Here is a 26,179-nt window from a genome sequence, read left to right on the forward strand (position 1 = left end):
CCATGCTTTCCAACCCAAATACCGATCTGGTTTCGCGCTTTCTTCGCCTGCCTCTGGAACAGCGCCAGCAGTTTTACCAGCGCTTGCAAAGCCGGGGCATGAGCTTCGCTCAACTGCCGATTGCTTCGATCCGCGAAGATGGCCAGCACCTGCCGCTGTCCTACGCCCAGGAACGCCAGTGGTTTCTCTGGCAGTTGGACCCGGACAGCGACGCCTACCACGTCCCCGGCGCCCTGCGCCTGAGCGGCCAACTGGACAAGGCTGCCCTGCAACGCAGTTTCGACACGCTGGTGGCGCGCCACGCAAGCCTGCGCACGCGCCTGCACCTGGACGGTGAGCAGCGTGCCCAGGAAGTGCTGGAGCATGGGGTGATCGAGATCGCCGAGCATGCCGTCGACGAAACACAGCTCAAGGCATGGGTCGAAGCCGAGATTGCCCGTCCGTTCGACCTGCAGCACGGCCCGTTGCTGCGGGTCAGCTTGCTCGCCGTGAATGAAGAGGAGCACGTGCTGGTGCTGGTGCAGCACCATATCGTCTCCGATGGCTGGTCGATGGGCGTGATGGTGCAGGAGTTGATGCAGCTCTATGCTGCCTACAGCCAGGGCCAGGATTGCGTGTTGGCGCCGTTGCCGATCCAGTACGCCGACTATGCACTGTGGCAGCGCAGTTGGATGGAAGCGGGGGAGAAGGCCCGGCAACTGGAATATTGGCGCGAATTGCTCAGCGGCACGCAACCGGTACTGGAATTGCCGCTCGACCAGCCGCGCCCGGCGCAACAGAGCTTCCGCGGGGCGCGCCGGGACATCACGCTGGAACCGGCACTGGTCGCCGGGTTGAAGGCGCTGGCCCAGCGTGAAGGCGTGACGATGTTCATGCTGCTGCTGGCCTCGTTCCAGGCCTTTTTGTTCCGCTACAGCGGCCAGTCGGATATTCGTGTCGGTGTGCCGATCGCCAACCGCAACCGCGTCGAGACCGAATCGCTGATCGGCTTCTTCGTCAACACCCAGGTGCTCAAGGCCGACCTGGATGGGCAGATGAGCTTTGCCCAATTGCTGCAACACACCAAGCGCCGCGCGCTGGAAGCCCAGGCGCACCAGGACTTGCCCTTCGAACAGTTGGTAGAAGCGCTGCAACCGGAACGCAGCCTGAGCCATAACCCGCTGTTCCAGGTGATGTTCAACCACCAGGCCCATTCATCTGCCGCAGCACAGCAGTTGCCGGGATTGCGCGTGGCCAACCTGGACTGGGACAGCCACAGTGCCCAGTTCGACCTGAGCCTGGATACCCAGGAGAGCGGCGACGGGATCTGGGCGTCCCTGACCTACGCCACTGACCTGTTCAGTGCCGCCACCGTAGCGCGTATGGCCGAGCACTGGCTGAGCCTGCTGCGTGCCGCCGTGGCAGACACCGCGTTGCCGTTGCAGGACCTGGCGACCCTCGACAGCCGGGAGCGCGAACAGATTCTCGTTGAGTGGAACGCCACCGAGCGCGACTACCCGCAAGGGCAGTGGGTGCATCAGTTGATCGAAGCCCAGGCGCTGGCGCAGCCGGAGGCGCCGGCGTTGCGCTTCAACGACATCACCCTGAGTTATGCCGAACTCAACCGCCGTGCCAACCGCCTGGCCCATCGCCTGATCGAAGCGGGGGTCGGCCCAGACGTGTTGGTGGGCTTGGCGCTAGAGCGTTCCATTGAAATGGTGGTGGGCCTGCTGGCGGTGCTCAAGGCCGGTGGCGCCTATGTGCCGCTGGACCCGGAATACCCGCGTGAGCGCCTGGCCTACATGCTGGACGACAGTGGCGTGAAGCTGCTGCTGACCCAGGCGCATTTGCGTGAACAGTTGCCGATTCCCCAAGGGCTGGAAACCCTGGTGCTGGGTGAGTCTGCCTGTGAGAACTATAGCGACACCAACCCAGGCATCACGCTGGACGGCGAAAACCTCGCCTACGTGATCTACACCTCGGGCTCCACCGGCCAACCCAAAGGGGCGGGTAACCGTCATTCGGCGTTGCTCAACCGCCTGCAATGGATGCAGGAAGCCTATGGGCTGGAGGTCAGCGATACCGTGCTGCAAAAGACGCCGTTCAGCTTCGACGTATCGGTGTGGGAGTTTTTCTGGCCGCTGATGACCGGCTCGCGCCTGGTGGTGGCAGCGCCGGGGGATCACCGAGATCCGGCCAGGCTGATCAACCTGATCAACCAGGAACAGGTCACCACGTTGCACTTTGTACCGTCGATGTTGCAGGCGTTTTTGCAGGACCCGAAGGTGTCGAGCTGCCAAAGCCTGCACCGCATCGTGTGCAGCGGCGAAGCCTTGCCGATAGATGCCCAGCAGCAAGTCTTCGCCAAGCTGCCACAAGCCGGGCTCTTTAACCTGTACGGCCCGACCGAAGCCGCCATCGACGTCACTCACTGGACTTGCGTGGATGAAGGCCGCGATGCCGTGCCGATTGGTCGCCCGATTGCCAACCTGGGTTGCTACATCCTCGACAGCAACTTCGAACCGGTGCCGGTGGGTGTGCTCGGCGAGTTGTACCTGGGCGGCATAGGCCTGGCGCGTGGTTACCACCGCCGTCCGGCACTCACCGCCGAACGTTTTGTCGCCCATCCCTTCATCAAAGGTGAACGCCTGTACCGCACCGGCGACCTGGCGCGCTACCGCGAAAATGGCGTGATCGAGTACGCCGGGCGCATCGACCACCAGGTCAAACTGCGCGGTCTGCGTATCGAATTGGGTGAAATCGAAGCGCGCCTGCTGGAACACGACCGGGTCCGCGAAACCGCCGTGCTGGCGGTGGACGGTAAATACCTGGTGGGCTACCTGGTGCTGCAACACGCCGGCGAAGACTGGCGCGATGTACTGGCCGCCCACTTGGGTCAGCACCTGCCGGACTACATGGTCCCGGCCCAATGGGTGCTGCTGGAACAGCTGCCGCTGAGCCCCAACGGCAAGCTGGACCGCAAGGCCCTGCCCAAGCCCGTCGCCGCCCAGCACTACGAAGCGCCGCAGAGTGCGCTGGAGCAGCAGATCGCTGCCATCTGGGCCGAGGTGCTCGGCGTCGAGCAAGTCGGCTTGAACGACAATTTCTTCGAGCGCGGCGGTGACTCGATCATTTCCATCCAAGTGGTCAGCCGCGCCCGTGCCGCCGGTATCCATTTCACCGCCAAGGCGCTGTTCCAGCACCAGACGGTGCGCAGCCTGGCTCGCGTGGCGCAATTGCAGACCGCGCAGCTGATCGACCAGGGCCCGGTGCAGGGCGCGACGCCGTTGCTGCCGTTCCAGCAACTGTTCTTCGAGATGGACTTGCCGGACCGCCATCACTGGAACCAGTCCTTGCTGCTGACGCCGCGCCAGCCGCTGCGTGCCGAGCCACTGGAGACGGCGTTGCAGGCACTCACCCAGCACCACGATGTGCTGCGCCTGAGCTTCACCCCGCAGGCCGAAGGCTGGACCGCACGCCACGACGCGCCAGCTGCCACGCTGCTTTGGCAGGCCAGCGTGCAGGACGCGGCCGAACTGCATGCCCTGTGCGAACGCGCCCAGCGCAGCCTCGACCTGCAACAAGGCCAGTTGCTGCGTGCGGTGCTTGCCGAGATGGCCGACGGTTCCCAGCGTCTATTGCTGGTCATGCACCATTTGGTGGTGGACGGTGTGTCCTGGCGCGTGTTCCTCGAAGACCTGCAACGCCTGTATCGGCAACAGCGCTTGCCGGCCAAGACTTCGTCGTTCAAAGCCTGGGTCGAGCGTTTGCAGGCCCATGCCCGCAGCGAAGCGGTCGAGCCGGAAAAAGTGTTTTGGCTACAACAGCTTCAGGGCGTGTCGACCGACTTGCCCTGTCGCGATCCCCAGGGCGCACGTCCCGGGCGCCTGGCCCAGACCGTGGTCAGCCAACTGGATGCTGAGCGCACCCGGCAACTGCTGCAACAGGCGCCCACGGCCTACCGCACCCAAATCAATGACCTGCTGCTGACGGCCCTGGCACGTGTCATTTGCCAGTGGACCGGGCAGGACTCCAGCCTTATCCAACTGGAAGGCCATGGCCGCGAAGACCTGTTCGACGACATCGACCTGACCCGCACCCTGGGCTGGTTCACCAGCCTGTTCCCGGTGCGCCTGACCCCGGCCGAATCCCTGGTCACCTCGATCAAGCAGATCAAGGAACAACTGCGCGCCGTACCGGACAAGGGGCTGGGCTTCGGTGCGCTGCGCTACCTGGGCGACGACGCCACGCGCCGGGCGTTCAGCCAGTTGCCGGTGCCACGCATTACCTTCAACTACCTGGGCCAGATCGACGGCAGTTTTGACCAGCCGGACGCTTTGTTCGTACCAGCGGCGGAAAGCGCCGGCGCCGAGCAGAGCCCCGAGGCACCGCTGGGTAACTGGTTGACCTTGAACGGCCAGGTGTACGGCGGCGAGCTGCACATGGGCTGGACCTTCAGCCCGCTGATGTTCGAGCCTGCGCAGATCGAAGCCTTGAGCCAGGCGTTTACCCGTGAACTGACCGCATTGGTCGAGCATTGCTGCACGCCTGGCAACCACGGCGTGACCGTCTCTGACTTCCCGTTGTCGCGCCTCACCCAGGCGCAGCTGGAATCCCTGCCGCTGGCCGCCGATGCCATCGAAGACCTCTACACCCTGTCGCCCATGCAGCAGGGCATGCTGTTCCACACGCTCTACGAGCAAGCAGCCGGCGACTACATCAACCAGATCCGCGTGACCGCCGAGGGCCTGGACGTGGCGCGGTTCCAGCAGGCCTGGGACGCCACGGTGCAAGCCCATGACGTGTTGCGCAGCGGCTTCTTCTGGGAAGGCCAGCTGGAATGGCCATGCCAGGTGGTGTACCGCGATGCCCGACTGCCGATTGAACACCTCGACTGGCGCGCCATGCCGGAGCGCGAACTGGAATTGCACAACCTGCAGCAAGCCCAGCGCCGCCAGGGCTTTGACCTGGCCAAGGCGCCGCTGGTGCGCCTGGTACTGGTGCGCACCGACGAGCAACGCCACGAGCTGATCTACACGAACCATCACATCCTGATGGACGGCTGGAGCAACTCGCGCCTGTTCGGCGAAGTGCTGCAACGCTACGCTGGCGTGGCGGTGCCGCCAGCGGCGGGGCGCTATCGCGACTACATCGGCTGGTTGCAGCAGCGTGATGCCGCTGCCACCGAAACCTTCTGGCGCGAACAGTTGGGCACGCTGCAAGCACCCACTCGCCTGGGCAACAGCCAGCCGCTGGCGGCAGACGGGCACGGCGAGCACCCACTGAGCCTGGATCGCGCTCAGACTGAACGTCTCGAGGCCTTTGCACGCCACAACAAAGTGACGCTCAACACGCTTATCCAGGCCGCATGGCTGATCCTGTTGCAGCGCCATAGCGGGCAGTCGGTGGTGGCCTTCGGCGCCACGGTGGCCGGGCGCCCGGCGGAGCTTGTGGGGGTGGAGCAGCAGATCGGGCTGTTCATCAATACCTTGCCAGTGATCAGCGCCGTAGATGACCAGCAGAGCGTGGCGGTCTGGTTGCAAGCGTTACAGGACCGCAACCTGGCCCTGCGCGAGCATGAACACACCGGGCTGTACGACATTCAGCGCTGGGCCGGGCAGGGCGGTGAAGCCCTGTTCGACAATATCCTGGTGTTCGAGAACTACCCGGTGTCCAAGGCCCTGGAACAAAGCGGTGGCAGCGGTATCCGTTTTGGCCTGCCGGAATCCCGCGAACAGACCAACTTCCCGCTGACGGTGCTGGTGGACGTCGGCGATACGTTGTCGGTGCAGTTCAGCTTTGCGCGTGCGCATTTCGATGCAAGCACGGTACACACCTATGGACGTCACCTGGTCAATCTGCTGCACGCCATGCTTGAGGGTGGCCAGCAACGTCTGGGCGACCTGGCGATGCTCGATACGGCTGAACGTCAGCAGGTGCTTCAGGATTGGAACGCCACGGCGCGGGACTACACGTTGCAGCAGGGCGTGCATCAGTTGATCGAAGAACAGGTGGCGCGCACGCCGCATGCCGCGGCGCTGGTGTTTGCCGGGCAGCGCTTGAGCTATATCGAACTGAACCGTCGCGCCAACCGCCTGGCCCATCGCCTGATGGAAGCCGGGGTAGGCCCGGACGTGCTGGTGGGCCTGGCCGTGGAGCGCTCCATTGAAATGGTGGTGGGCCTGCTGGCGGTGCTCAAGGCCGGTGGCGCCTATGTGCCGCTCGACCCGGAATACCCGCGTGAGCGCCTGGCCTACATGCTGGACGACAGTGGCGTGAAACTGCTGCTGACTCAGGCGCACTTGCGTGAACAGTTGCCGATCCCTCAGGGGCTGGAAACCCTGGTGCTGGGTGAGTCGACCTTTGAAGCCTACAGCGACGCCAACCCAGGCATCGCGCTGGATGGCGAAAACCTCGCCTACGTGATCTACACCTCGGGTTCCACCGGCCAACCCAAAGGCGCCGGTAACCGGCATTCAGCCCTGGCCAACCGTCTGCACTGGATGCAGGAAGCCTATGGGCTGGAGGTCAGCGACACGGTGCTGCAAAAGACCCCGTTCAGCTTCGACGTATCGGTGTGGGAGTTCTTCTGGCCGCTGATGACCGGCGCGCGCCTGGTGGTGGCAGCGCCGGGTGATCATCGGGATCCAGCCAAGTTGATCAGCCTGATCAATCAGCAACAGATCACCACGCTGCATTTTGTGCCGTCGATGTTGCAGGCGTTCCTTCAGGATCCTGATGTGTCCACCTGCCAAAGCCTGCAACGCATCGTTTGCAGCGGCGAGGCGCTGCCGGTGGATGCCCAGCAGCAAGTCTTCGCCAAGCTGCCGCAGGCCGGACTCTATAACCTGTACGGCCCGACCGAAGCGGCTATCGACGTGACCCACTGGACCTGCGCCGATGAAGGCCGCGATGCCGTGCCGATTGGACGCCCGATTGCCAACCTCGGATGCTACCTCCTCGACAGCAACTTCGAGCCGGTGCCGGTGGGTGTGTTGGGCGAGCTGTACCTGGGCGGCGTCGGTCTTGCGCGTGGTTACCACCGCCGCCCGGCGCTGACCGCCGAACGTTTTGTCGCTCATCCCTTCATCAAGGGCGAGCGCCTGTACCGCACCGGTGACCTGGCCCGTTATCGCCCTGACGGCGTGATCGAATACGCCGGGCGCATCGACCATCAGGTCAAACTGCGCGGCCTGCGCATCGAGCTGGGTGAAATCGAAGCGCGCCTGCTGGAACACGACTGGGTCCGCGAAACCGCCGTGCTGGCGGTGGAAGGTAAATACCTGGTGGGCTACCTGGTCCTGCAAGGCGCCGGCGATGACTGGCGCGATGTGCTGAGCGCCCATCTGGCGCAACAGTTGCCGGACTACATGGTCCCGGCCCAGTGGATGTTGCTGGAGCAGATGCCCTTGAGCCCCAACGGCAAGCTGGACCGCAAGGCCCTGCCGAAGGTCGACGCTCACCTGCAAGCCCGCGAATACCGGGCCCCGCACAGCGAACTGGAGCAACAGATCGCCGCGATCTGGGCCGAGGTGCTGGACGTTGAGCGGGTGGGGCTAAACGACAACTTCTTCGAACTGGGCGGGCATTCCCTGCTGGCGACCCAGGTGGTGGTGCGCCTGCGCGAGCAATTGCACGCCGAATTCGACGTCAAATCGATCTTCACCACCCCGACCCTGGCCGACTTCAGTGCCTATGTGGCGGCCCAACAGACAAATAATTCACCGGTGCAGGACGCATTGGCTAAATCCTTGGAGGCCCTCAAACGTCTATCAGCAGAAGATTTGGATAAATTGATTTCCTGAGGGGCGTGGCGTGCAAGCATTAATCGAGTCGGTAGGGTCACTTTCGGCGCAACAAAAGAAAGCGTTGGCGGTAATGCTCAAGCAGCAAGGCATCAACCTGTTTGAGATTGCCCCGGTTTTCAAGCGTCAGGACGGTGAGCCTCTTCGACTCTCTTATGCCCAGGAGCGGCAGTGGTTTCTGTGGCAACTGGAGCCGCAGAGCACCGCTTATCACGTGCCCAGGGCGCTACGCCTGAGCGGTCCCTTGGACGTGGCCGCATTGCAGCGCAGCTTTGATGCGCTGGTGATGCGCCATGAAAGCCTGCGCACGCATTTGCAGGAGGACGGCGACAGTGCCTTGCAGGTGATTGCCGAGCAGGCGCGGGTGCAGATCGCCGTGGTCGACGCCCGGGAGTCGCAGCTCAAGGACCTGGTGGAAGCGGAGATTGCCCAGCCGTTTGACTTGCAGCAAGGCCCGCTGTTGCGAGTCAAGCTGCTGCGCCTGGCGCCTGAGGAACATGTGCTGGTGCTGGTCCAGCATCACATCGTGTCTGATGGCTGGTCGATGCAGGTGATGGTCGACGAACTGGTCCAGCTCTACGCGGCCCATGTGCAGGGCCAGGACCTGCAATTGCCGGCCTTGCCGATTCAATACGCCGACTATGCGCTGTGGCAACGCAGCTGGATGGAGGCGGGGGAGCGCGAGCGCCAATTGGGTTACTGGACCGGCATGCTCGGGGGTGAGCAACCGGTACTGGAAATGCCGATGGACCGACCGCGACCGGCGGTGCAGAGCTACCGGGGTGCGCGGCTCGACCTGACGCTCGAAGCGTCGCTGGTGGCGGGCCTCAAGGGCCTGGCGCAGCGCGAAGGCGTGACGGTGTTCATGTTGCTGCTGGCGTCGTTCCAGGCCGTGTTGCATCGCTACAGCGGCCAGGGTGACATCCGCATCGGGGTGCCGGTGGCCAATCGTAACCGGGTGGAAACCGAGGGCCTGATCGGCTTTTTCGTCAATACGCAGATTCTCAAGGCCGATATCGACGGCCAAATGACTTTCCGCGAACTGCTGCAACAAACCCGCCAGCGCGCGGTAGAAGCCCAGGCGCACCAAGACTTGCCCTTCGAGCAACTGGTGGAAGCGCTGCAGCCGGAACGCAGCCTGAGCTACAACCCGTTGTTCCAGGTGATGTTCAATCACCAGACCGACACTCAGCGCAGCGGCGGCAGCGTCACTGGCCTGCACGTGCAGGGGCTGGAATGGGAAAGCAAGACCTCGCAGTTCGACCTCAACCTTGACACCCAGGAATCGGCCGAGGGCATCCAGGCGTCGTTGACTTACGCTACCGATCTGTTTGATGCGCCGGGGCTGGAGCGTTTCCTCGCGCATTGGCACCGTTTGTTGCAACAGGTAGTGCAGGATTGCAACGTCCGCGTCGGCGAACTGCCGTTGCTGGACGATGCGCAGTGGCAGCAACTGGTGCACACCTGGAACCACACACACCAGGCGTTCCCCCGGGATGTCGGGGTGCACCGCCTGCTGGAAGCCCAGGCACAGGCTCGTCCGGATGCGACAGCGCTGGTCTGCAATGGCCAGTCACTGAGCTACGCAGAACTGAACCTGCGCGCCAACCGCCTGGCCCATCGCCTGCGGGCGGCCGGTGTCGGGATGGATGTGCTGGTGGCCTTGGCGCTGGAGCGTTCGGTGGACATGGTGCTGGCGTTGCTGGCGACCCTCAAGGCGGGCGGCGCCTATGTGCCGCTCGACCCCCAGTTTCCGGCCGACCGGCTGGCGTTCATGCTCGAAGACAGCCGCGCACGTGTGCTGTTGACCGCCGGCGACCTGCACGAGCGCCTGCCGCTGGCAGCCGATCAACAGGTGCTGTTCGTCAGTGAAGAGGAGGACGCCCGTTACAGCAGTGACAACCCGCAGGTCGCGCTGACCGATGAGCACCTGGCGTATGTGATCTACACCTCCGGTTCCACCGGCAAGCCCAAGGGTGTGATGGTGCGCCATGGCGCCCTGAGCAGCTTTACCCAGGGCATGGCCGACACGTTGAGCATCGACGCCAAGGCGCGGTTGCTGTCGTTGACCACCTTCTCCTTCGATATTTTCGCCCTTGAACTGTATGTCCCCCTGGCGGTGGGCGGCACGGTCGTGGTGGCGGACAAGCCTGTTACCCAGGACCCCGAAGCCATCCTGAGCCTGCTGCATGAACAGGCGATCACGGTCGTGCAAGCCACGCCCTCGACTTGGCGCATGCTGCTCGACAGCGAGCGCCGCGCCGTGCTGCACGGGATCAAGTGCCTGTGCGGCGGCGAAGCGCTGCCGGCCGACCTGGCCGAGCGCATGCTGGCCCAGCAGGGCACGGTGTGGAACCTGTACGGCCCGACGGAAACCACCATCTGGTCGGCGGCCCACCCACTGGCTGAACCGTTGCCGTTTGTCGGTCGCCCAATTGCCAACACATCGCTGTTTATCCTCAATGCCGAACTCGCTCCGACCCCGGTCGGCGTCAGCGGCGAACTGCTGATCGGCGGTGTCGGCCTGGCCCGGGGTTATCACGGTCGGGCGGCGCTCACCGCCGAGCGCTTCGTACCCAACCCCTTTGTACGCAACGGTGAGCGGCTGTACCGCACCGGCGACCTGGCGCGTTATCGCGTGGATGGCGTGGTCGAGTACATCGGCCGCGTCGACCATCAGGTCAAGGTGCGCGGGTTCCGTATCGAGTTGGGGGAAATTGAGGCGTGCCTGCGTGAGCAGAGCGCTGTCCGTGAAGCGGTGGTGGTGGCCGAGAATGACCAGCTCCTGGCGTATCTGGTGACGCACGCCGTGGCATCGGAAACCGACCAGGGCACCCTGCGCGAGACGTTCAAGACCGCGCTGCGCGCGGTGTTGCCGGACTATATGGTGCCGGCGTATATGCTGTTCCTGGCGCGCCTGCCGTTGACGCCCAACGGCAAGCTGGACCGCAAGGCGCTGCCGAAGCCGGACGCCAGCCTGCTGCAAAAACGCTATGTGGCACCGGTCGGCGAGAAGGCGCAACAAGTGGCCGCGATCTGGGCCGAAGTGTTGGGGGTGCCACAGGTTGGCCTTGAAGATCATTTCTTCGAGCTGGGCGGTCACTCCTTGCTGGCGACACGTGTCGTGTCGCGGGTACGCCAGGCATTGGCGATCGACGTAGCGCTCAAGAGCCTGTTTGAACAACCGGTGTTGGGGGCGTTTGTACAGGCGCTGGGTGAAAAGGGCGCCGATGTTGCGCACATTAGCTTGGCTGACCGCGAACAACCCTTGCTGCTTTCCTATGCTCAAGAGCGCCAGTGGTTCCTCTGGCAGCTTGAGCCGGACAGTGCGGCTTATCACATTCCGGCCGCGTTGCGCCTGGTGGGTGCGCTAGATCGCAACGCCCTGCAAAGGGCCTTCGATACTCTGGTGCAGCGCCATGAAACGCTGCGTACGGTGTTTTTTGCCGACACGCACCAGACTGTCCAGCGTGTGATCGAGCAAGCCGCGCCGGTCATCGACTATCAAGTGCTTGGCTCGACTGAGCCGGCCCGGTTGCAGGCGATGGTAGAAGACGAAATCGCCAGGCCATTCGACCTGCAGTCCGGGCCATTGCTGCGCATCAAGCTGCTGCAACTGAGCGAACGCGAGCATGTGTTGGTCATGGTGCAGCACCATATCGTCTCGGATGCGTGGTCGATGCAAGTGATGGTCGATGAGCTAGTGAGCTTGTATGCCGGCTACAGCCAGGGCCTTGAGCCCGCCCTTGCACCGTTGCCGATTCAGTACGCCGACTATGCCCAATGGCAGCGTGGCTGGATGGAGGCGGGTGAAAAGGAGCGCCAGCTGGCTTACTGGCGCGACCGTCTGGGTGATGTGCAGCCTGTGCTGGAGCTGCCGCTGGATCGTCCGCGCCCGGCCATGCAGAGCTATCAAGGCGCACGCCTGGACTTGATGCTGCAACCTTCGGTGGTCGAGAGCTTGCGCGCCTTGGCGCAGCGCGAAGGTGTGACCATGTTCATGGTTTTGCTCGCGTCCTTCCAGGCACTGTTGTACCGCTACACCGGCCAGTCGGATATCCGCGTTGGCGTGCCGATCGCCAACCGCAACCGTCTGGAAACCGAGCAGTTGATCGGCTTTTTCGTCAATACCCAGGTGCTCAAGGCCGAGATTGACGGGCATATGACCTTTGCCCAACTGCTGCAACAGGTCAAGGAACAGGCACTAGGCGCGCAGGCCCACCAGGATCTGCCCTTCGAGCAGTTGGTCGAGGCCCTGCAACCTGAGCGCAGCCTGAGCCATAACCCATTGTTCCAGGTGATGTTCAACCACCAGTCGGCTGCGCAAGCTCATCGCGATGGCCAGCAACTGCCTGGCCTGCGTGTGGAAGGGTTGACGTGGGACAGTCACACGGCGCATTTCGACCTGAGCCTGGACACCGAAGAGTCTGGTGAAGGGCTGCTGGCTTCGCTGACTTACGCCACCGCACTGTTCGACGCGAGCACCCTGCAGCGCTTCGCCGCCCATTGGCAGAACTTGCTCAAGCGTGTGGCGGGCAATGCCCAGCAATATGTCGCCGACTTGCCGATCCTGGGCAGCGATGAACAAGCGCAGATGCTGTACGCGTGGAACCCGCCGCAACCGTCGCGTGCCGCCCACGGCAGCGTGCTGCAGAAGTTCGAACAACAGGTGGCCAGCCAGCCCCAGGCCATCGCCTTGATCATGGATCAGCGGCGCATGACCTATGCCGACCTCAACCTGCGCGCCAACCGCCTGGCCCATGCACTGATCGAGCAGGGCGTGGGCGCCGACAGTTTGGTGGGCGTGGCCGTGGACCGTTCGCTGGAGATGATCGTTGCGCTGCTGGCGGTGCTCAAGGCCGGTGGCGCCTATGTCCCGTTGGACCCGCAGTACCCCCAGGACCGCTTGCAATGCATGATCGAAGACAGCGGCCTGCAACTGTTGCTGACCCAGCAGCCGCTGCTGGAACGCTTGCCGATCAGCCCGGGCCTGGCGTTGATTTGCCTGGAAGAGGGTGCGGATTGGCTGGCTGAGTACCCGGGCAGCAATCCCGAGGTACGGGCGTTCCCTGCGAACCTGGCTTACCTGATGTTCACCTCCGGCTCCACCGGGCGGCCCAAGGGCGTCGGTATCGATCAGGCCTCACTGGCACGGCATGTCGAGGTGTTTATCGAGCTGTTCGAACTGACTGCGGCTGACCGTGTGTTGCAGTTCGGTACGTTCAACTTCGACGGGTTTGTCGAACAGCTGTATCCGGCGCTGTGCTGCGGTGCTGCCGTGGTGGTGCGCGGCGGTGAGTTGTGGGACAGCGACACCTTCTATGCGCAACTCATCGAACATGACATTTCGGTGGTTGACCTGACCACCGCCTATTGGCACTTGATCGCCCGTGACTTTGCCGAGCGCGGTGTGCGTGATTACGGCCGCCTGCGCCAGGTGCATGCCGGTGGTGAGGCGATGCCACCGGAAGGGCTGGCCTCCTGGCGTGATGCCGGGCTGGGCCACGTGCGCCTGCTCAACACCTATGGCCCCACCGAAGCGACCGTCACGGTAACCGCTCAGGATTGCGCCGGATACGTGGATGGCCGCGAGACCGTTACGCAAATGATGCCGATTGGTCGCGTGCTGGACGGGCGTGCGATTTACCTGCTGGATGCCGGCCTGAACCCGGTGCCCGTGGGCGTGGCGGGTGAATTGGTGATCGGCGGGCCGCTGCTGGCACGGGGTTACTTCAACCGCGCCGCGCTGACCGCCGAACGGTTTATCCCCGACCCCTTCGACCCGCTCGGGGGAGGGCGTTTGTACCGTACCGGCGACCTGGCCCGTTACCGCGCCGATGGCGTGATCGAGTACATCGGCCGCATCGACCACCAGGTCAAGGTACGTGGCTTCCGTATCGAGCTGGGCGAGATCGAATCGCGCCTGCTGGCACAGGACGACGTGCGCGAAGCGTTGGTGATCGCTGCCGACCAGCAACTGATCGCCTACCTCGTCAGCCCACTGCCCGAAGCCGAGCAGCCTGGCTTGCGTGAGCGTATTCGTGCTGTGTTGCGCGATGAGCTACCGGACTACATGGTGCCGGCGCATTTCATGTTCCTGGAGCGCCTGCCGCTGAGCCCCAACGGCAAGCTGGACCGGCATGCCCTGCCACGCCCGGAAGCGGCTCAGGCGACAGAGGACTGGGTGGCCCCCATCAGTGCGCTGGAGCAGCAGGTCGCGGCGATCTGGTCGGAGACTCTCGGCGCCGAGCGTATCGGTTTGAACGACCATTTCTTTGAACTCGGCGGGCATTCGTTGCTGGCCATGCAAGTGGCTTCACGCCTGCGGCATAACCTGGGGATCGAGCTGCCCTTGCGTGTGCTGTTCGAACAACCGCGCCTGCAGGGATTTGTGGCCGCGCTGCACACCGAGGGCAAGCGCGGCGGTTCGACGGCGCCGGCGTTAGTTCCCGCGTCTCGCGAGCTGCCGTTGGTGTTGTCCTACGCCCAGGAACGCCAGTGGTTCCTCTGGTTGCTCGACCCCGAAAGCACCGCCTACCACGTGCCCAGCGCTTTGCGCCTCAAGGGCCGTTTGGACCTGAACGCGCTGCAGCGCAGTTTCGATGCGTTGGTGGCGCGCCATGAAAGCCTGCGCACCCATCTGCATCAGGGCGATGAGCAGACCGTGCAGGTGATCCTGCCGCAGGCGCGTGTCGAGATTGCATTGCGTCAGAGCGATGAAGCGCAGGTCAAGGCGCAGGTCGAAGCCGAGATCGCCCGGCCGTTCGACCTGCAAGCGGGGCCGTTGCTGCGGGCTACGCTGTTGCGCCTGAGCGACGACGAGCATGTGTTGGTGCTGGTCCAGCACCATATCGTCTCGGACGGTTGGTCGATGCAGATCATGGTCGATGAGCTGGTGCAACTGTACAGCGCCTATAGTCAGGGCCAGGAGGTGCAGTTGCCGGCCTTGCCGATCCAGTACGCTGATTACGCCCGTTGGCAGCGCGAGTGGATGGACGCCGGCGAGAAGGACCGGCAACTGGGCTACTGGCAGGCGTTGCTCGGTGGCGAGCAACCGGTGCTCGAACTGCCGTTCGACCACCAGCGCCCGGCTGAGCAAAGCCATCGCGGTGCGCGCCTGTTTGTAGAGCTGCCGCCGGCCCTGGTCGCCGACCTCAAAGGCCTTGCACAACGTGAAGGCGTGACGATGTTCATGCTGTTGCTGGCCTCGTTCCAGGCGTTGATGCATCGCTACAGCGGCCAGGAAGACGTGCGCGTGGGCGTGCCTATCGCCAACCGCAACCGAGTCGAAACCGAGCGGTTGCTGGGCTTTTTCGTCAATACCCAGGTGCTCAAGGCTGATATCGACGAGCAGACCTCAGTGCTGCAACTGTTGCAGCAGGCCCGCCGCCGTGCGCTGGAAGCCCAGGACCATCAGGACCTGCCGTTCGAGCAACTGGTGGAGGCACTGCAACCCGAGCGCAGCCTGAGCCTCAACCCGCTGTTCCAGGTGATGTTCAACCATCAAACCGAAGCACGCCTGGGCGCAACCGAGCATCAACTGTCCACCTTGCGTGTCGAAGGCATGGAATGGACAAGCCAGACCGCGCACTTCGACCTGGACCTGGACGTGCATGAAGGCACTGACGGTATCTGGGCCACCCTGGGTTATGCCACCGATCTGTTCAATGCCTCCACCATCGAGCGCATGGCGCGACATTGGCAGAACCTGCTACAGGCGATGGTTGCCGATCAACAGCAGCCCATCAGCCAACTCAACTTGCTGGGCGAGGATGAACAACAACACATCCTGCGGCTGTGGAACCAGGCCGATGCCGGCTTCTCGGCCGGGCGCCTGGTTCACCAGTTGGTGGCCGACCGTGCCCGGGAAAACCCGGATGCAGTCGCCGTTAAATTCGACGCGCAAACCCTGACCTACGGTGAACTGGACCGCCAGGCCAACCGCCTGGCCCATGCGCTGATCGCCCGTGGTATCGGCCCGGAAGTGCGGGTGGCGATTGCCATGCCGCGCAGTGCCGAAAGCATGGTGGCGTTTCTTGCGGTGATGAAGGCCGGTGGCGTGTATGTGCCGCTGGATATCGAATACCCGCGTGACCGCCTGCTGTACATGATGCAGGACAGCCGTGCCCAGTTGTTGTTGACTCACACCCGTGCCTTGCAGCAACTGCCGATTCCAGATGGCCTGGACAGCCTGGCGATTGATCGCACCGAGGAGTGGGCAGGGTTCAGCGACACTGACCCTCAGGTGCAGCTGGACGGCGACAACCTGGCCTACGTGATCTACACCTCCGGCTCCACCGGCCTGCCCAAGGGCGTGGCGGTGTCCCACGGTCCGTTGGTGGCTCATATCATCGCTACCGGCGAGCGTTATGAAACCTCGCCCGCCGATTGCGAACTGCACTTCATGTCGTTCGCCTTCGACGGCTCCCACGAAGGCTGGATGCACCCGCTGATCAACGGCGCCAGTGTGTTGATCCGCGATGACAGCCTGTGGCTGCCGGAATACACCTACCAGCAAATGCACCGCCACAGCGTGACCATGGCGGTGTTCCCGCCGGTGTACCTGCAACAGTTGGCCGAGCATGCCGAGCGTGACGGTAATCCGCCCAAGGTTCGTGTGTACTGCTTCGGTGGCGATGCCGTGGCCCAGGCCAGCTACGACCTGGCCTGGCGCGCACTCAAGCCGACCTATCTGTTCAACGGCTACGGCCCGACCGAAACCGTGGTCACCCCATTGCTGTGGAAAGCACGCAAGGGCGATCCATGCGGCGCGGTCTACGCCCCCATCGGCACACTGTTGGGCAACCGCAGCGGCTACGTGCTGGATGCGCAACTCAACCTGCAACCCATCGGCGTAGCCGGCGAGTTGTACCTGGGCGGGGAGGGTGTGGCGCGGGGTTACCTGGAGCGCCCGGCACTGACTGCCGAACGCTTCGTGCCGGACCCATTCGGCAAGCCGGGCAGCCGCGTGTATCGCAGCGGCGACCTGACCCGTGGCCGCCCGGATGGCGTGGTGGATTACCTGGGGCGCGTCGACCATCAGGTGAAAATCCGTGGTTTCCGCATTGAACTGGGCGAAATCGAAGCGCGCCTGCGAGAGCAGGACAACGTCGGCGAAAGCGTAGTGGTGGCCCAGGAAGGCCCTACCGGTAAACAACTGGTGGCCTATGTGGTGCCGGCAGATGCCAACCTGGCGGACCAGGCCGAGTTGCGCGACACCCTGCGCCGGGCCCTGAAAACCCGCCTGCCGGATTACATGGTGCCGACCTATTTCATGTTCCTGGCACAGATGCCGCTGACGCCCAACGGCAAGCTTGATCGCAAAGGGCTGCCGCAGCCGGACGCGAGCCAGATGCAACAGGCTTATGTGGCACCGCGCAGTGAGCTGGAGCAAAAGATCGCCGGCCTGTGGGCCGACGTACTGCGCCTGCCGCGGGTCGGTTTGAACGACAACTTCTTTGAGTTGGGGGGGGACTCGATCATCTCGATCCAGGTGGTCAGCCGAGCGCGGCAGGCCGGTATCCGCTTCACGCCCAAGGACCTGTTCCAGCACCAGACCGTACAGAGCCTGGCCGCCGTCGCCCAGATCGGTGGGCAAGGGCTGGTCATTGAACAAGGACCGGCCACGGGCGAAGCGCTGCTGCTGCCGATTCATCAGTACTTCTTCCAGGAAGAGATTGCCGAACGCCATCACTGGAACCAATCCGTGGTCTTGCGCCCCGGTGAGCGTCTGGAGGGTGCGACATTGAGCGCTGCACTGGCAGCGCTGGTGGCGCACCATGATGCGTTGCGCCTGAGCTTTACCCTTCACCCAACGGGCTGGCAGGCTCATTATCGCGCGGTTGAATCACAGGATAGCCTGCTCTGGCAAACGTCGCTGGATAACATCGAGGCACTTGAGGCGCTGGGCCTGGAGGCGCAGCGCAGCCTGGACTTGGCAGGCGGGCCGATGCTGCGGGCGGTCCTGGTCGAATTGCCGGACGCATCGCAACGTGTGTTGCTGGTGATCCACCACCTGGTGGTGGACGGTGTGTCGTGGCGGATTCTGCTGGAGGACCTGCAAACCGCCTATACCCAGGTGCAGTCCGGGCAGGCCGTGGCACTGCCGGCCAAGACCAGTTCCACCCAGGCGTGGGCAAAGCGCTTGCAAACCCATGCACAGAGCCCGGCGTTGCAGGAGGAACTGCGTTTCTGGCAGGCGCAATTGCAAGGGGCCGATGCCGGCTTGCCGTGTGACAACCCCCAGGGCAGCCTGCAGAATTCACTGGCCCTTACCGTGGGCACGCACCTTGACTCGTCCTACACCCGACGCCTGCTGCAAGAGGCTCCGTCGGCTTATCGCACGCAGATCAATGACCTGTTGTTGACCGCCTTGTCCCGCGTCATCACGCGTTGGACGGGGGGTGATTCGCTGCTGGTCAAGCTGGAAGGGCACGGCCGCGAGGACCTGTTCGATGATGTCGATCTCACCCGTACGGTCGGCTGGTTCACCAGCATGTATCCGCTGGCGCTGACACCGGCGCAAAGCCTGGCCGACTCAATCAAGGGCATCAAGGAGCAATTGCGTGCCGTCCCGGACAAAGGCCTGGGCTTCGGCGCGCTACGCTACCTGGGCGATGAGCAGGCCCGTGAGGCGTTGGGCGGCCTGGCGCAACCGCGCATCACGTTCAACTATCTCGGTCAGTTCGATAGCAGCTTCGAGGACGACACCGAGCAGGCATTCTTCACCCCGACGGGTGAGCGCGCGGGGTCTGACCAGAGCGAGCACGCGTTGCTGGGCAACTGGCTGGAAATCAATGGCCAGGTGTTTGGCGGTGAGTTGAACCTGAGCTGGAGTTTCAGCCGTGAGATGTTCAGCGAGGCGACCATACAAGGTTTGGCCGACGCCTATGCACAGGAGCTCAAAAACCTTATCGAGCATTGCTGTGCGTCGACCCAGCAAGGCGTGACGCCTTCGGACTTCCCGCTGGCCGGGCTCAGCCAGGTGCAGTTGGATCAGTTCGCATTGGCCAGCGCCGATGATGTGTACCCGCTGTCGCCCATGCAGCAAGGCATGTTGTTCCATGCGCTGTACGAACCGCAGGCCGGTGACTACGTCAACCAGATGCGTGTGGATGTGGACGGGCTGGACATTCCGCGCTTCCGCGAGGCCTGGCAGGCTGCGCTGGACAACCATGACATCCTGCGTACCGGTTTTATCTGGCATGGCGACCTGGGTGAGCCGTTGCAAGTGGTGCATCGCCATGCCCAACTGCCGTTTATCGAAATCGAGTGCCCTGAAGGTGACGATCAGCAACAGCGGCTGGACCATCTCGCCGACGCGCAACGCTTGCAGGGGTTCAATCTGGAGACGCCGCCACTGGTGCGCATCGCGCTGGCGCATACCGGGCCGCAACGCTGCCACCTGATCTACACCAGCCACCATATCCTGATGGACGGCTGGAGCAGTTCCCAACTGCTCGGTGAAGTGCTGGAACGTTACGCCGGCCATGTGCCGCAGGCTCAGGTTGCACGTTACCGCGACTTTATCGCCTGGTTGCAAGCGCAGGACAAATCCTTGCGCGAAGCGTTCTGGAAGACCCAATTGGCCAATCTGGAGGAGCCGACGCGTTTGTTCCAGGCACTGCCGCGCGCCAGGGATCTGCACGCATCCGGGCTGGGTGAACATGCCCATGAACTGGATACCGCGCAGATGGCCCGGATCAAGGCGTTTGCCCAGGGGCAAAAAATAACCCTCAACACCCTGGTGCAATCCGCCTGGTTGTTGCTGCTGCAACGCTACACCGGCCAGGACACAGTGGCCTTCGGCGCAACCGTGTCAGGGCGCCCCGCAGACCTGCGTGGCGTGGAGCAACAAGTCGGGCTGTTCATCAACACCTTGCCGGTGGTGGCAACCCCACGGCCAGACATGCCTGTGTCGCAATGGATGCAACAGATCCAGCAACAGAACCTAGCGCTGCGTGAACAAGAGCATACGCCGTTGTTCGAGCTGCAGCGCTGGGCCGGGTTGGGCGGCGAAGCGTTGTTCGACACTATCCTGGTGTTCGAGAACTACCCGGTGTCGGAGGTACTTGAGCAGGGCGCGCCACAAGGTGTGCGCTTTGGCAGTGTGAGCAGCCGCGAGCAGACACACTATCCGTTGTCGATTGCCGTCGGTGTGGGCGACACGCTGACATTGCACTACAGCTATGACCGCAGCGAAGTGGATGCGCCGACGGTCGAGCGCCTCAATCGGCACCTGCTGCACCTGTTGACGGAGCTGGTCACCAAACCGCAGGCGGCCCTGGCGCAACTGACGCTGTTGACGGAACCCGAGCACCTCGACCTGATGGCGCTGGGCAATGGGCTGATCGACGCGCATACATGCAGCCTTGTCCAGCAGCAGTTCGAACAACAGGTGCGCCGCACGCCGCACGCCACGGCAGTGGTGTTTGGCGAGCAGTCGTTGACCTACGAGGCGTTGAACCGGCGCGCCAATCGCCTGGCTCACGGGCTGATCAGGCAGGGGGTGGGGCCGGACGCTTTGGTGGGTATCGCGCTGGAACGGTCCTTTGACATGTTGGCCGGGCTGCTGGCCATTCTCAAGGCGGGCGGTGCATACGTACCACTGGACACTGACTACCCCGAAGAGCGCCTGGCCTACATGCTCAAGGACAGTGGCGTGAAGTGGCTGCTGACCCGCTCCGACCTGAACCTGCCACTGGCCGATGGCGTGCAGTGCCTGAGCCTGGAGGGTGAGCAGACGTGGTTGAGTGAGGGCGACGAGTCTGATCCTCAGGTCACCGTGAACGGCCAGAACCTGATGTATGTGATTTACACCTCGGGCACCACCGGTAACCCGAAAGGCGTTGGCGTGACGCACGAAGCCTTGGCCCAGCGCCTGCATTGGATGCAGCAGACCTACGCGCTGCAGGCCGACGACGTGCTGCTGCAAAAGGCACCGATGAGTTTTGACGTGTCGGTGTGGGAGTGTTTCTGGCCGTTGATCAGCGGCAGTCGCCTGGTCATCGCAGCACCGGGCGAACACCGCGATCCGGTGCGCCTGATAGAGCTGATTCAGGCGTTTGGTGTGACGACGCTGCATTTCGTCCCATCGCTGCTGCAACTGTTCATGGATACACCGGGCGTCGCCCGGTGCCACAGTATCCGTAGGTTGTTCTCCGGCGGGGAAGCACTGACGGCCGAGCTGCGTGATCTGATCTTGCGCACCCTGCCTGCCGTTGTGCTGCACAACCGCTATGGGCCAACTGAAACGACCATCAATGCGACCTGGTGGCCATGCTCCCTGGACGATGGCGCCCGTTCGCCGATCGGCCGACCCTTGGGCAATGTGATCTGCCGAGTCTTGGATGGTGACCTGAACCCTGTCCCTGTGGGGGTTGCCGGCGAGCTGTGCGTGGGAGGCGTTGGCTTGGCGCGTGGTTATCTCGGGCGGCCAGGGTTGTCGGCAGAGCGCTTTGTCGCCGACCCAACCGGCAGCGCAGGTGTACGCCTGTACCGCACCGGCGACCGGGTGCGCTGGTCCGAGGAGGGGGCGTTGGAATACCTGGGGCGCTTGGATCATCAGATCAAGATTCGCGGCTTCCGTGTGGAGCTGGAAGAAATCCAGGCCCTGATCCTGCGCCAGGCGGGCGTGATCCAGGCCGAAGTGGTACTGCGCCAGGGCAGTGGCGGCGGCCAATTGATTGGCTACTACGTCGCTCATCCGTCGGCGCCGGACGCGGCCGAGCATGGCCAGGCGCTGCGCAACGCCCTGCTGGCGCAATTGCCGGACTACATGGTGCCCAAGCAGTTCGTGCGCCTGTCGCACATGCCGTTGAGCCCCAGTGGCAAGTTGGACCGCAAGGCCTTGCCTGAACCTGACAGTCAGGTCACCCAGGGCGAATACGTGGCGCCCGGTAGCGACCTGGAAAAACAGCTGGCGGCGATCTGGCAGGACGTGCTGGACGTTGAGCAAGTGGGGTTGAACGACAACTTCTTCGAACTGGGCGGGCATTCGCTGTTGGTGATCAATGTGATGTCGCGCATTCAGTTGGAACTGGGCGCGAAGATCAGTGTGCATGAGCTGTTCCAGCATGCCGTACTCAAGCAACTGGCAGAGCATCTGCAGGGGCAGGGTGCAGGTGTCAGCACCGAGAAACTGTCGTTCCTCGACTCACTCCTCGACGAAATGGAGCAGCTGTAATGGACGACCAGATGGCGCATAAGATCATGAAGCGCTTTATCGGGCTGCCGCTTGAACAGCGCAAGGTCTACCTGCAGCGGATGCTGCAGGAAGGTGTTTCGCCAGCGAACCTGCCAATCCCGCAGGTTCGCCTTGAAGCAACCGCCCTGAGGCTCTCTTATGCACAAGAACGCCAATGGTTTCTCTGGCAACTGGATCCGCAAAGCGCGGCGTATCACATCCCCAGCGCCCTGCGGCTCAAAGGCTGCCTCGATCTCGCAGCGCTACAGAAGAGCTTCGAGCACCTGATCGCCCGGCATGAGAGTTTGCGCACGCGGTTCCGGCAGGTGGGTGAGGATGTGCAGCAGGAGGTCCAGGCCGATTGCCGTGTGGTGTTGGTGCCCGAAACGATTGATGAAAGCCAGTTGCAGACGCGCGTCGAGCGGGCCATTGAGCAACCCTTCGACCTGGAGCAGGGCCCGCTGTTGCGCATGACCCTCCTGCGTCTGGCAGAGCAGGACCACGTGCTGGTTCTGGTGCAGCATCACATCATTTCTGATGGTGGGTCGATGCAGGTGATGGTGGCAGACGTGGTGCAGGCCTATACGGCCTACAGCCAGGGTCGCGAGTTTGAATTGCCCACCTTGCCGATTCAGTACGCGGACTATGCCATCTGGCAGCGAAGCTGGATGGAGGCGGGCGAGAAGGAGCGCCAGTTGGCCTATTGGCGCGACTTGCTGGGCGGTGATCAGCCGGTGCTGGAACTGCCTCTGGACCGGCCACGTCCTGCCGTGCAGAGCTATCGTGGTGCATCCCTGGACTTGAGCCTGAACGGCCAATTGGCAGCGGGTGTCAGGGCGTTGTCCCAACGTGAAGGTGCAACCAGCTTCATGGTGCTGCTGGCGTCGTTCCAGGTGTTGTTGCATCGCTACAGTGGGCAACGGGACATCCGGGTCGGTGTGCCGACGGCCAACCGTAATCGTGTGGAAACGCAGCGGCTGGTCGGGTTTTTCGTCAATACCCAGGTGCTGAAAGCCGAGCTGGATGAGCAGACCACTGTTCTTGCACTGCTGCGTCAGACTCGTCATCGCGTGCTGGAGGCCCAGGCCCATCAGGATCTGCCGTTCGAACAACTGGTGGAAGCGCTTCGCCCGGAACGCAGCTTGAGTTACAGCCCGTTGTTCCAGGTCATGTTCAATCATCAGAACCGTGGCGCTGGCAGTGCAAGCGAGCCGACAGGGTCTGGCCTTGTGCTGGAAGGCCTGGATTGGGAGAGCCGTACGGCCCAGTTCGACCTGAGCTTGAATGTCGCCGAGGATGCTTCGGGCATCCAGGCATCCTTTGGCTACGCGACCGACCTGTTCGAAGCCGCCACTGTGGAGCGTATGGCGCATCACTGGCAACGACTGTTGCACGCCATGATCGCCACGCCTGACGCCTTGGTAGAGAGGCTACCCATGCTGGAGGCGGATGAGCGTCGCCAGATGGTGGTGGACTGGAATGCCACTGCCACCGATTACCCCCTTGAAGCAGCCGTGCATCAACGGTTCGAAGCGCACGTCGCGCTCACGCCTGACGCGTGCGCACTGGTGTTTGGTGCTCAGCAATTGAACTACGCGGCATTGAACGCCCGTGCCAACCGCCTGGCCCATGCCTTGATCGAGCGCGGCGTTGGCCCGGACAGTCTGGTAGGCGTGGCGATGGAGCGCTCGGTGGAGATGGTGGTCGGCCTGCTGGCCGTGCTCAAGGCCGGGGGGGCCTACGTCCCCGTGGACCCTGACTACCCCGAGGAGCGTCAGGCTTATATGCTCGATGACAGTGCAGTCAGCCTGCTGCTGAGTCAGTCACACTTGCGCCTGCCCTCACCTGAGGGCGTACAGCGTATTGACCTGGACCTCGATGAACACTGGCTCCATGGCTACAGCGATGCCAACCCTGAAGTGCCTGTCAGCGGTGAAAACCTGGCGTATGTGATCTACACCTCCGGCTCCACCGGTAAACCCAAAGGTGCGGGGAACAGTCACGCGGCCTTGGCAAACCGCTTGTGCTGGATGCAACAGGCCTATGCATTGGATGCCAGTGACACTGTGTTGCAGAAGACGCCGTTCAGTTTTGACGTGTCGGTATGGGAGTTCTTCTGGCCCTTGCTCAGTGGCGCACGTTTGGTCATGGCGGCGCCTGGCGATCACCGCGACCCGGCGAAGCTGGTGGAGGTGATCACACGTGAAGGTGTCACGACGCTGCACTTTGTGCCGTCAATGTTGCAAGCCTTCCTGCAGGATAGCCAGGTCGGTACGTGCAGCAGCGTGCAGCGCATTATCTGCAGTGGCGAAGCACTCCCGGTGGACGCGCAGCAACAGGTGTTTGCGAAACTGCCCAAAGCCGATGTGTACAACCTCTATGGCCCTACGGAAGCTGCGATTGACGTGACCAGTTGGCACTGCGTCGACGAAGGCAAGGATGCGGTGCCCATCGGCAAGCCCATTGCCAACCTCGGCTGCCATATCCTGGATGGAAACCTGGAGCCTGTACCGATCGGCGTGCTGGGCGAGCTGTACCTGGCGGGTAGGGGGCTGGCGCGTGGGTATCACCGTCGGCCGCTGCTGACCGCCGAACGTTTTGTCGCCAGCCCATTCCGGGGCGGGGAGCGTATGTACCGGACCGGGGACCTGGCGCGGTATCGTCCAGACGGGGTGATTGAGTACGCCGGGCGTATCGACCACCAAGTCAAATTGCGCGGGCTGCGTATCGAGTTGGGTGAAATCGAGGCGCGCCTGCTTGAGCATCCCTGGGTGCGCGAGACAGCGGTGTTGGCGTTGGACGGTACGCAACTGGTTGGTTACGTGGTGCTCGACGCGCCGTCGTCGCACTGGCGTGAAACCCTCGCTGCGCATCTGTCGACCCATTTGCCGCTCTTTATGGTGCCTGCCCAGTGGGTGTTGTTGGAGGCGATGCCACTGAGCCCCAACGGCAAACTGGAACGCAAGGCGCTGCCGCGCCCTGAGGCCGGCAGCCAACAACGTGGCTATGCTGCGCCGCACACGGCACTGCAAGTGCAGATTGCACAGGTCTGGCAGGATGTCCTGGACGTCGAGCGGGTGGGGCTTGACGACAACTTTTTCGAACTGGGCGGGCATTCGTTGCTGCTGCTGGTGGTGAAGGAGCGCCTCGCTGTTCAATGCGGGCTGGCGCTCACGGTCAGTCAACTGATGACGCTCCCGACGGTCAGAGCGTTGGCGGGGGGGGCGCCGACTGACTCGCGGCAGTCGTCGATCGTTGACTTGAATGGCCGCAAGGGCGGGCCTTCCTTGTTCCTGTTTCACCCAAGCTTTGGTTCCGTGCATTGTTACAAGGCCATTGGTTTGGCGTTGCGTGAGGACATGCCGGTACAGGGCGTCGTTTGTCGCGCGTTGCTCGACCCGCAAAACCAAGTGCCCACATGGGATGCCATGGTGGCGGACTACGCCGAGCAGATTCTGGCAAGCCAACCCAAGGGGCCGTATTACCTGGGCGGGTGGTCGCTGGGTGGGAACCTTGCGCTGCAGGTGGCAGCAAATCTGGAAGCACGGGGTAGCGCCGTGGCATTCCTGGGGTGCATCGATACACCTCCACCGTGGCACGTCAAGGCATTCTGGGACAGGGATAAAACCTCGCAGCCCGTGGCCGAACTCTCCGGCTCAGGCGACAAGCGTGTGGAGTTGCTGACGGTGATGTTCCCAGAGTCAGCGCAGGCTATTACGCACGCCTGGCGGGATATCGAGTACTCCGATGCGACTGCGGAGCAACAGTGGGAGACGTTCTGTGTGTGGGCACAGGTGGCCTTGGGCGAAGGGTTTGTCAGCCTGCTCAACGAATTGCAACAAGGCGGGGAGCTGGATGTTTCCTGGGCGTTGAAGCGGACGCTGGATGAGCGCTTGAAGGACGCGGCTTACGCACCTCTTGATGCGCCGGTCAGTTGCTGGTGGGCTGCGCAAAGCAAGTCCCTGCATGACCGCCAGGTTATCTGCACAGCGCTGGAGGAGGGGATCGGCCACGATGTCGCGGCGTCGGTGGTCCTTGACACAACCCATGATCGAATCGTCGATAATCCGCAGTTCGTTGCGTCGTTCGTGGCGGCTGTAAAGGCGGCCAGGCACTGAGCCAGTGCTAGCCTTTCCAACTCTGGACACCGGCCCTGCGCCGGTGTTTTTTTGCCTGGCGGTTTATGAGTGCCCAAAGAAAACCCCGCCGA

3 protein-coding genes are annotated in these 26,179 nt (G+C 63.1%); all 3 read left to right on the forward strand.

What is annotated here, in order from left to right; genetic code table 11:
* Positions 1–2 precede the first annotated feature (2 nt).
* The 3 genes from ACZ445_RS11985 to ACZ445_RS11995 are packed head-to-tail and all read left to right on the forward strand — an operon-like array spanning position 3 to position 26,087.
* Complete coding sequence (locus tag ACZ445_RS11985) at positions 3–7,784, forward strand: amino acid adenylation domain-containing protein (RefSeq protein WP_464708360.1); 7,782 nt, start codon at positions 3–5, stop codon at positions 7,782–7,784.
* A 10-nt stretch (positions 7,785–7,794) separates the two neighbouring features.
* Positions 7,795–21,969 (forward strand): non-ribosomal peptide synthase/polyketide synthase, encoded by a 14,175-nt coding sequence (locus ACZ445_RS11990; RefSeq protein WP_464708361.1) that lies wholly within the window; start codon positions 7,795–7,797, stop codon positions 21,967–21,969.
* Complete coding sequence (locus ACZ445_RS11995; RefSeq protein ID WP_464708362.1) at positions 21,969–26,087, forward strand: amino acid adenylation domain-containing protein; 4,119 nt, start codon at positions 21,969–21,971, stop codon at positions 26,085–26,087. The genes ACZ445_RS11990 and ACZ445_RS11995 overlap by 1 nt, the downstream gene beginning before the upstream one ends.
* Positions 26,088–26,179: the final 92 nt, after the last annotated feature.

The sequence above is a fragment of the Pseudomonas allii genome, from assembly GCF_055380095.1.

Excerpts from the sequence above, each read along its gene's own strand:
- ACZ445_RS11985 (WP_464708360.1), top strand. The coding sequence starts at position 3 with ATGCTTTCCAACCCAAATACCGATCTGGTTTCGCGCTTTCTTCGCCTG.
- ACZ445_RS11995 (WP_464708362.1), top strand. The coding sequence starts at position 21,969 with ATGGACGACCAGATGGCGCATAAGATCATGAAGCGCTTTATCGGGCTG.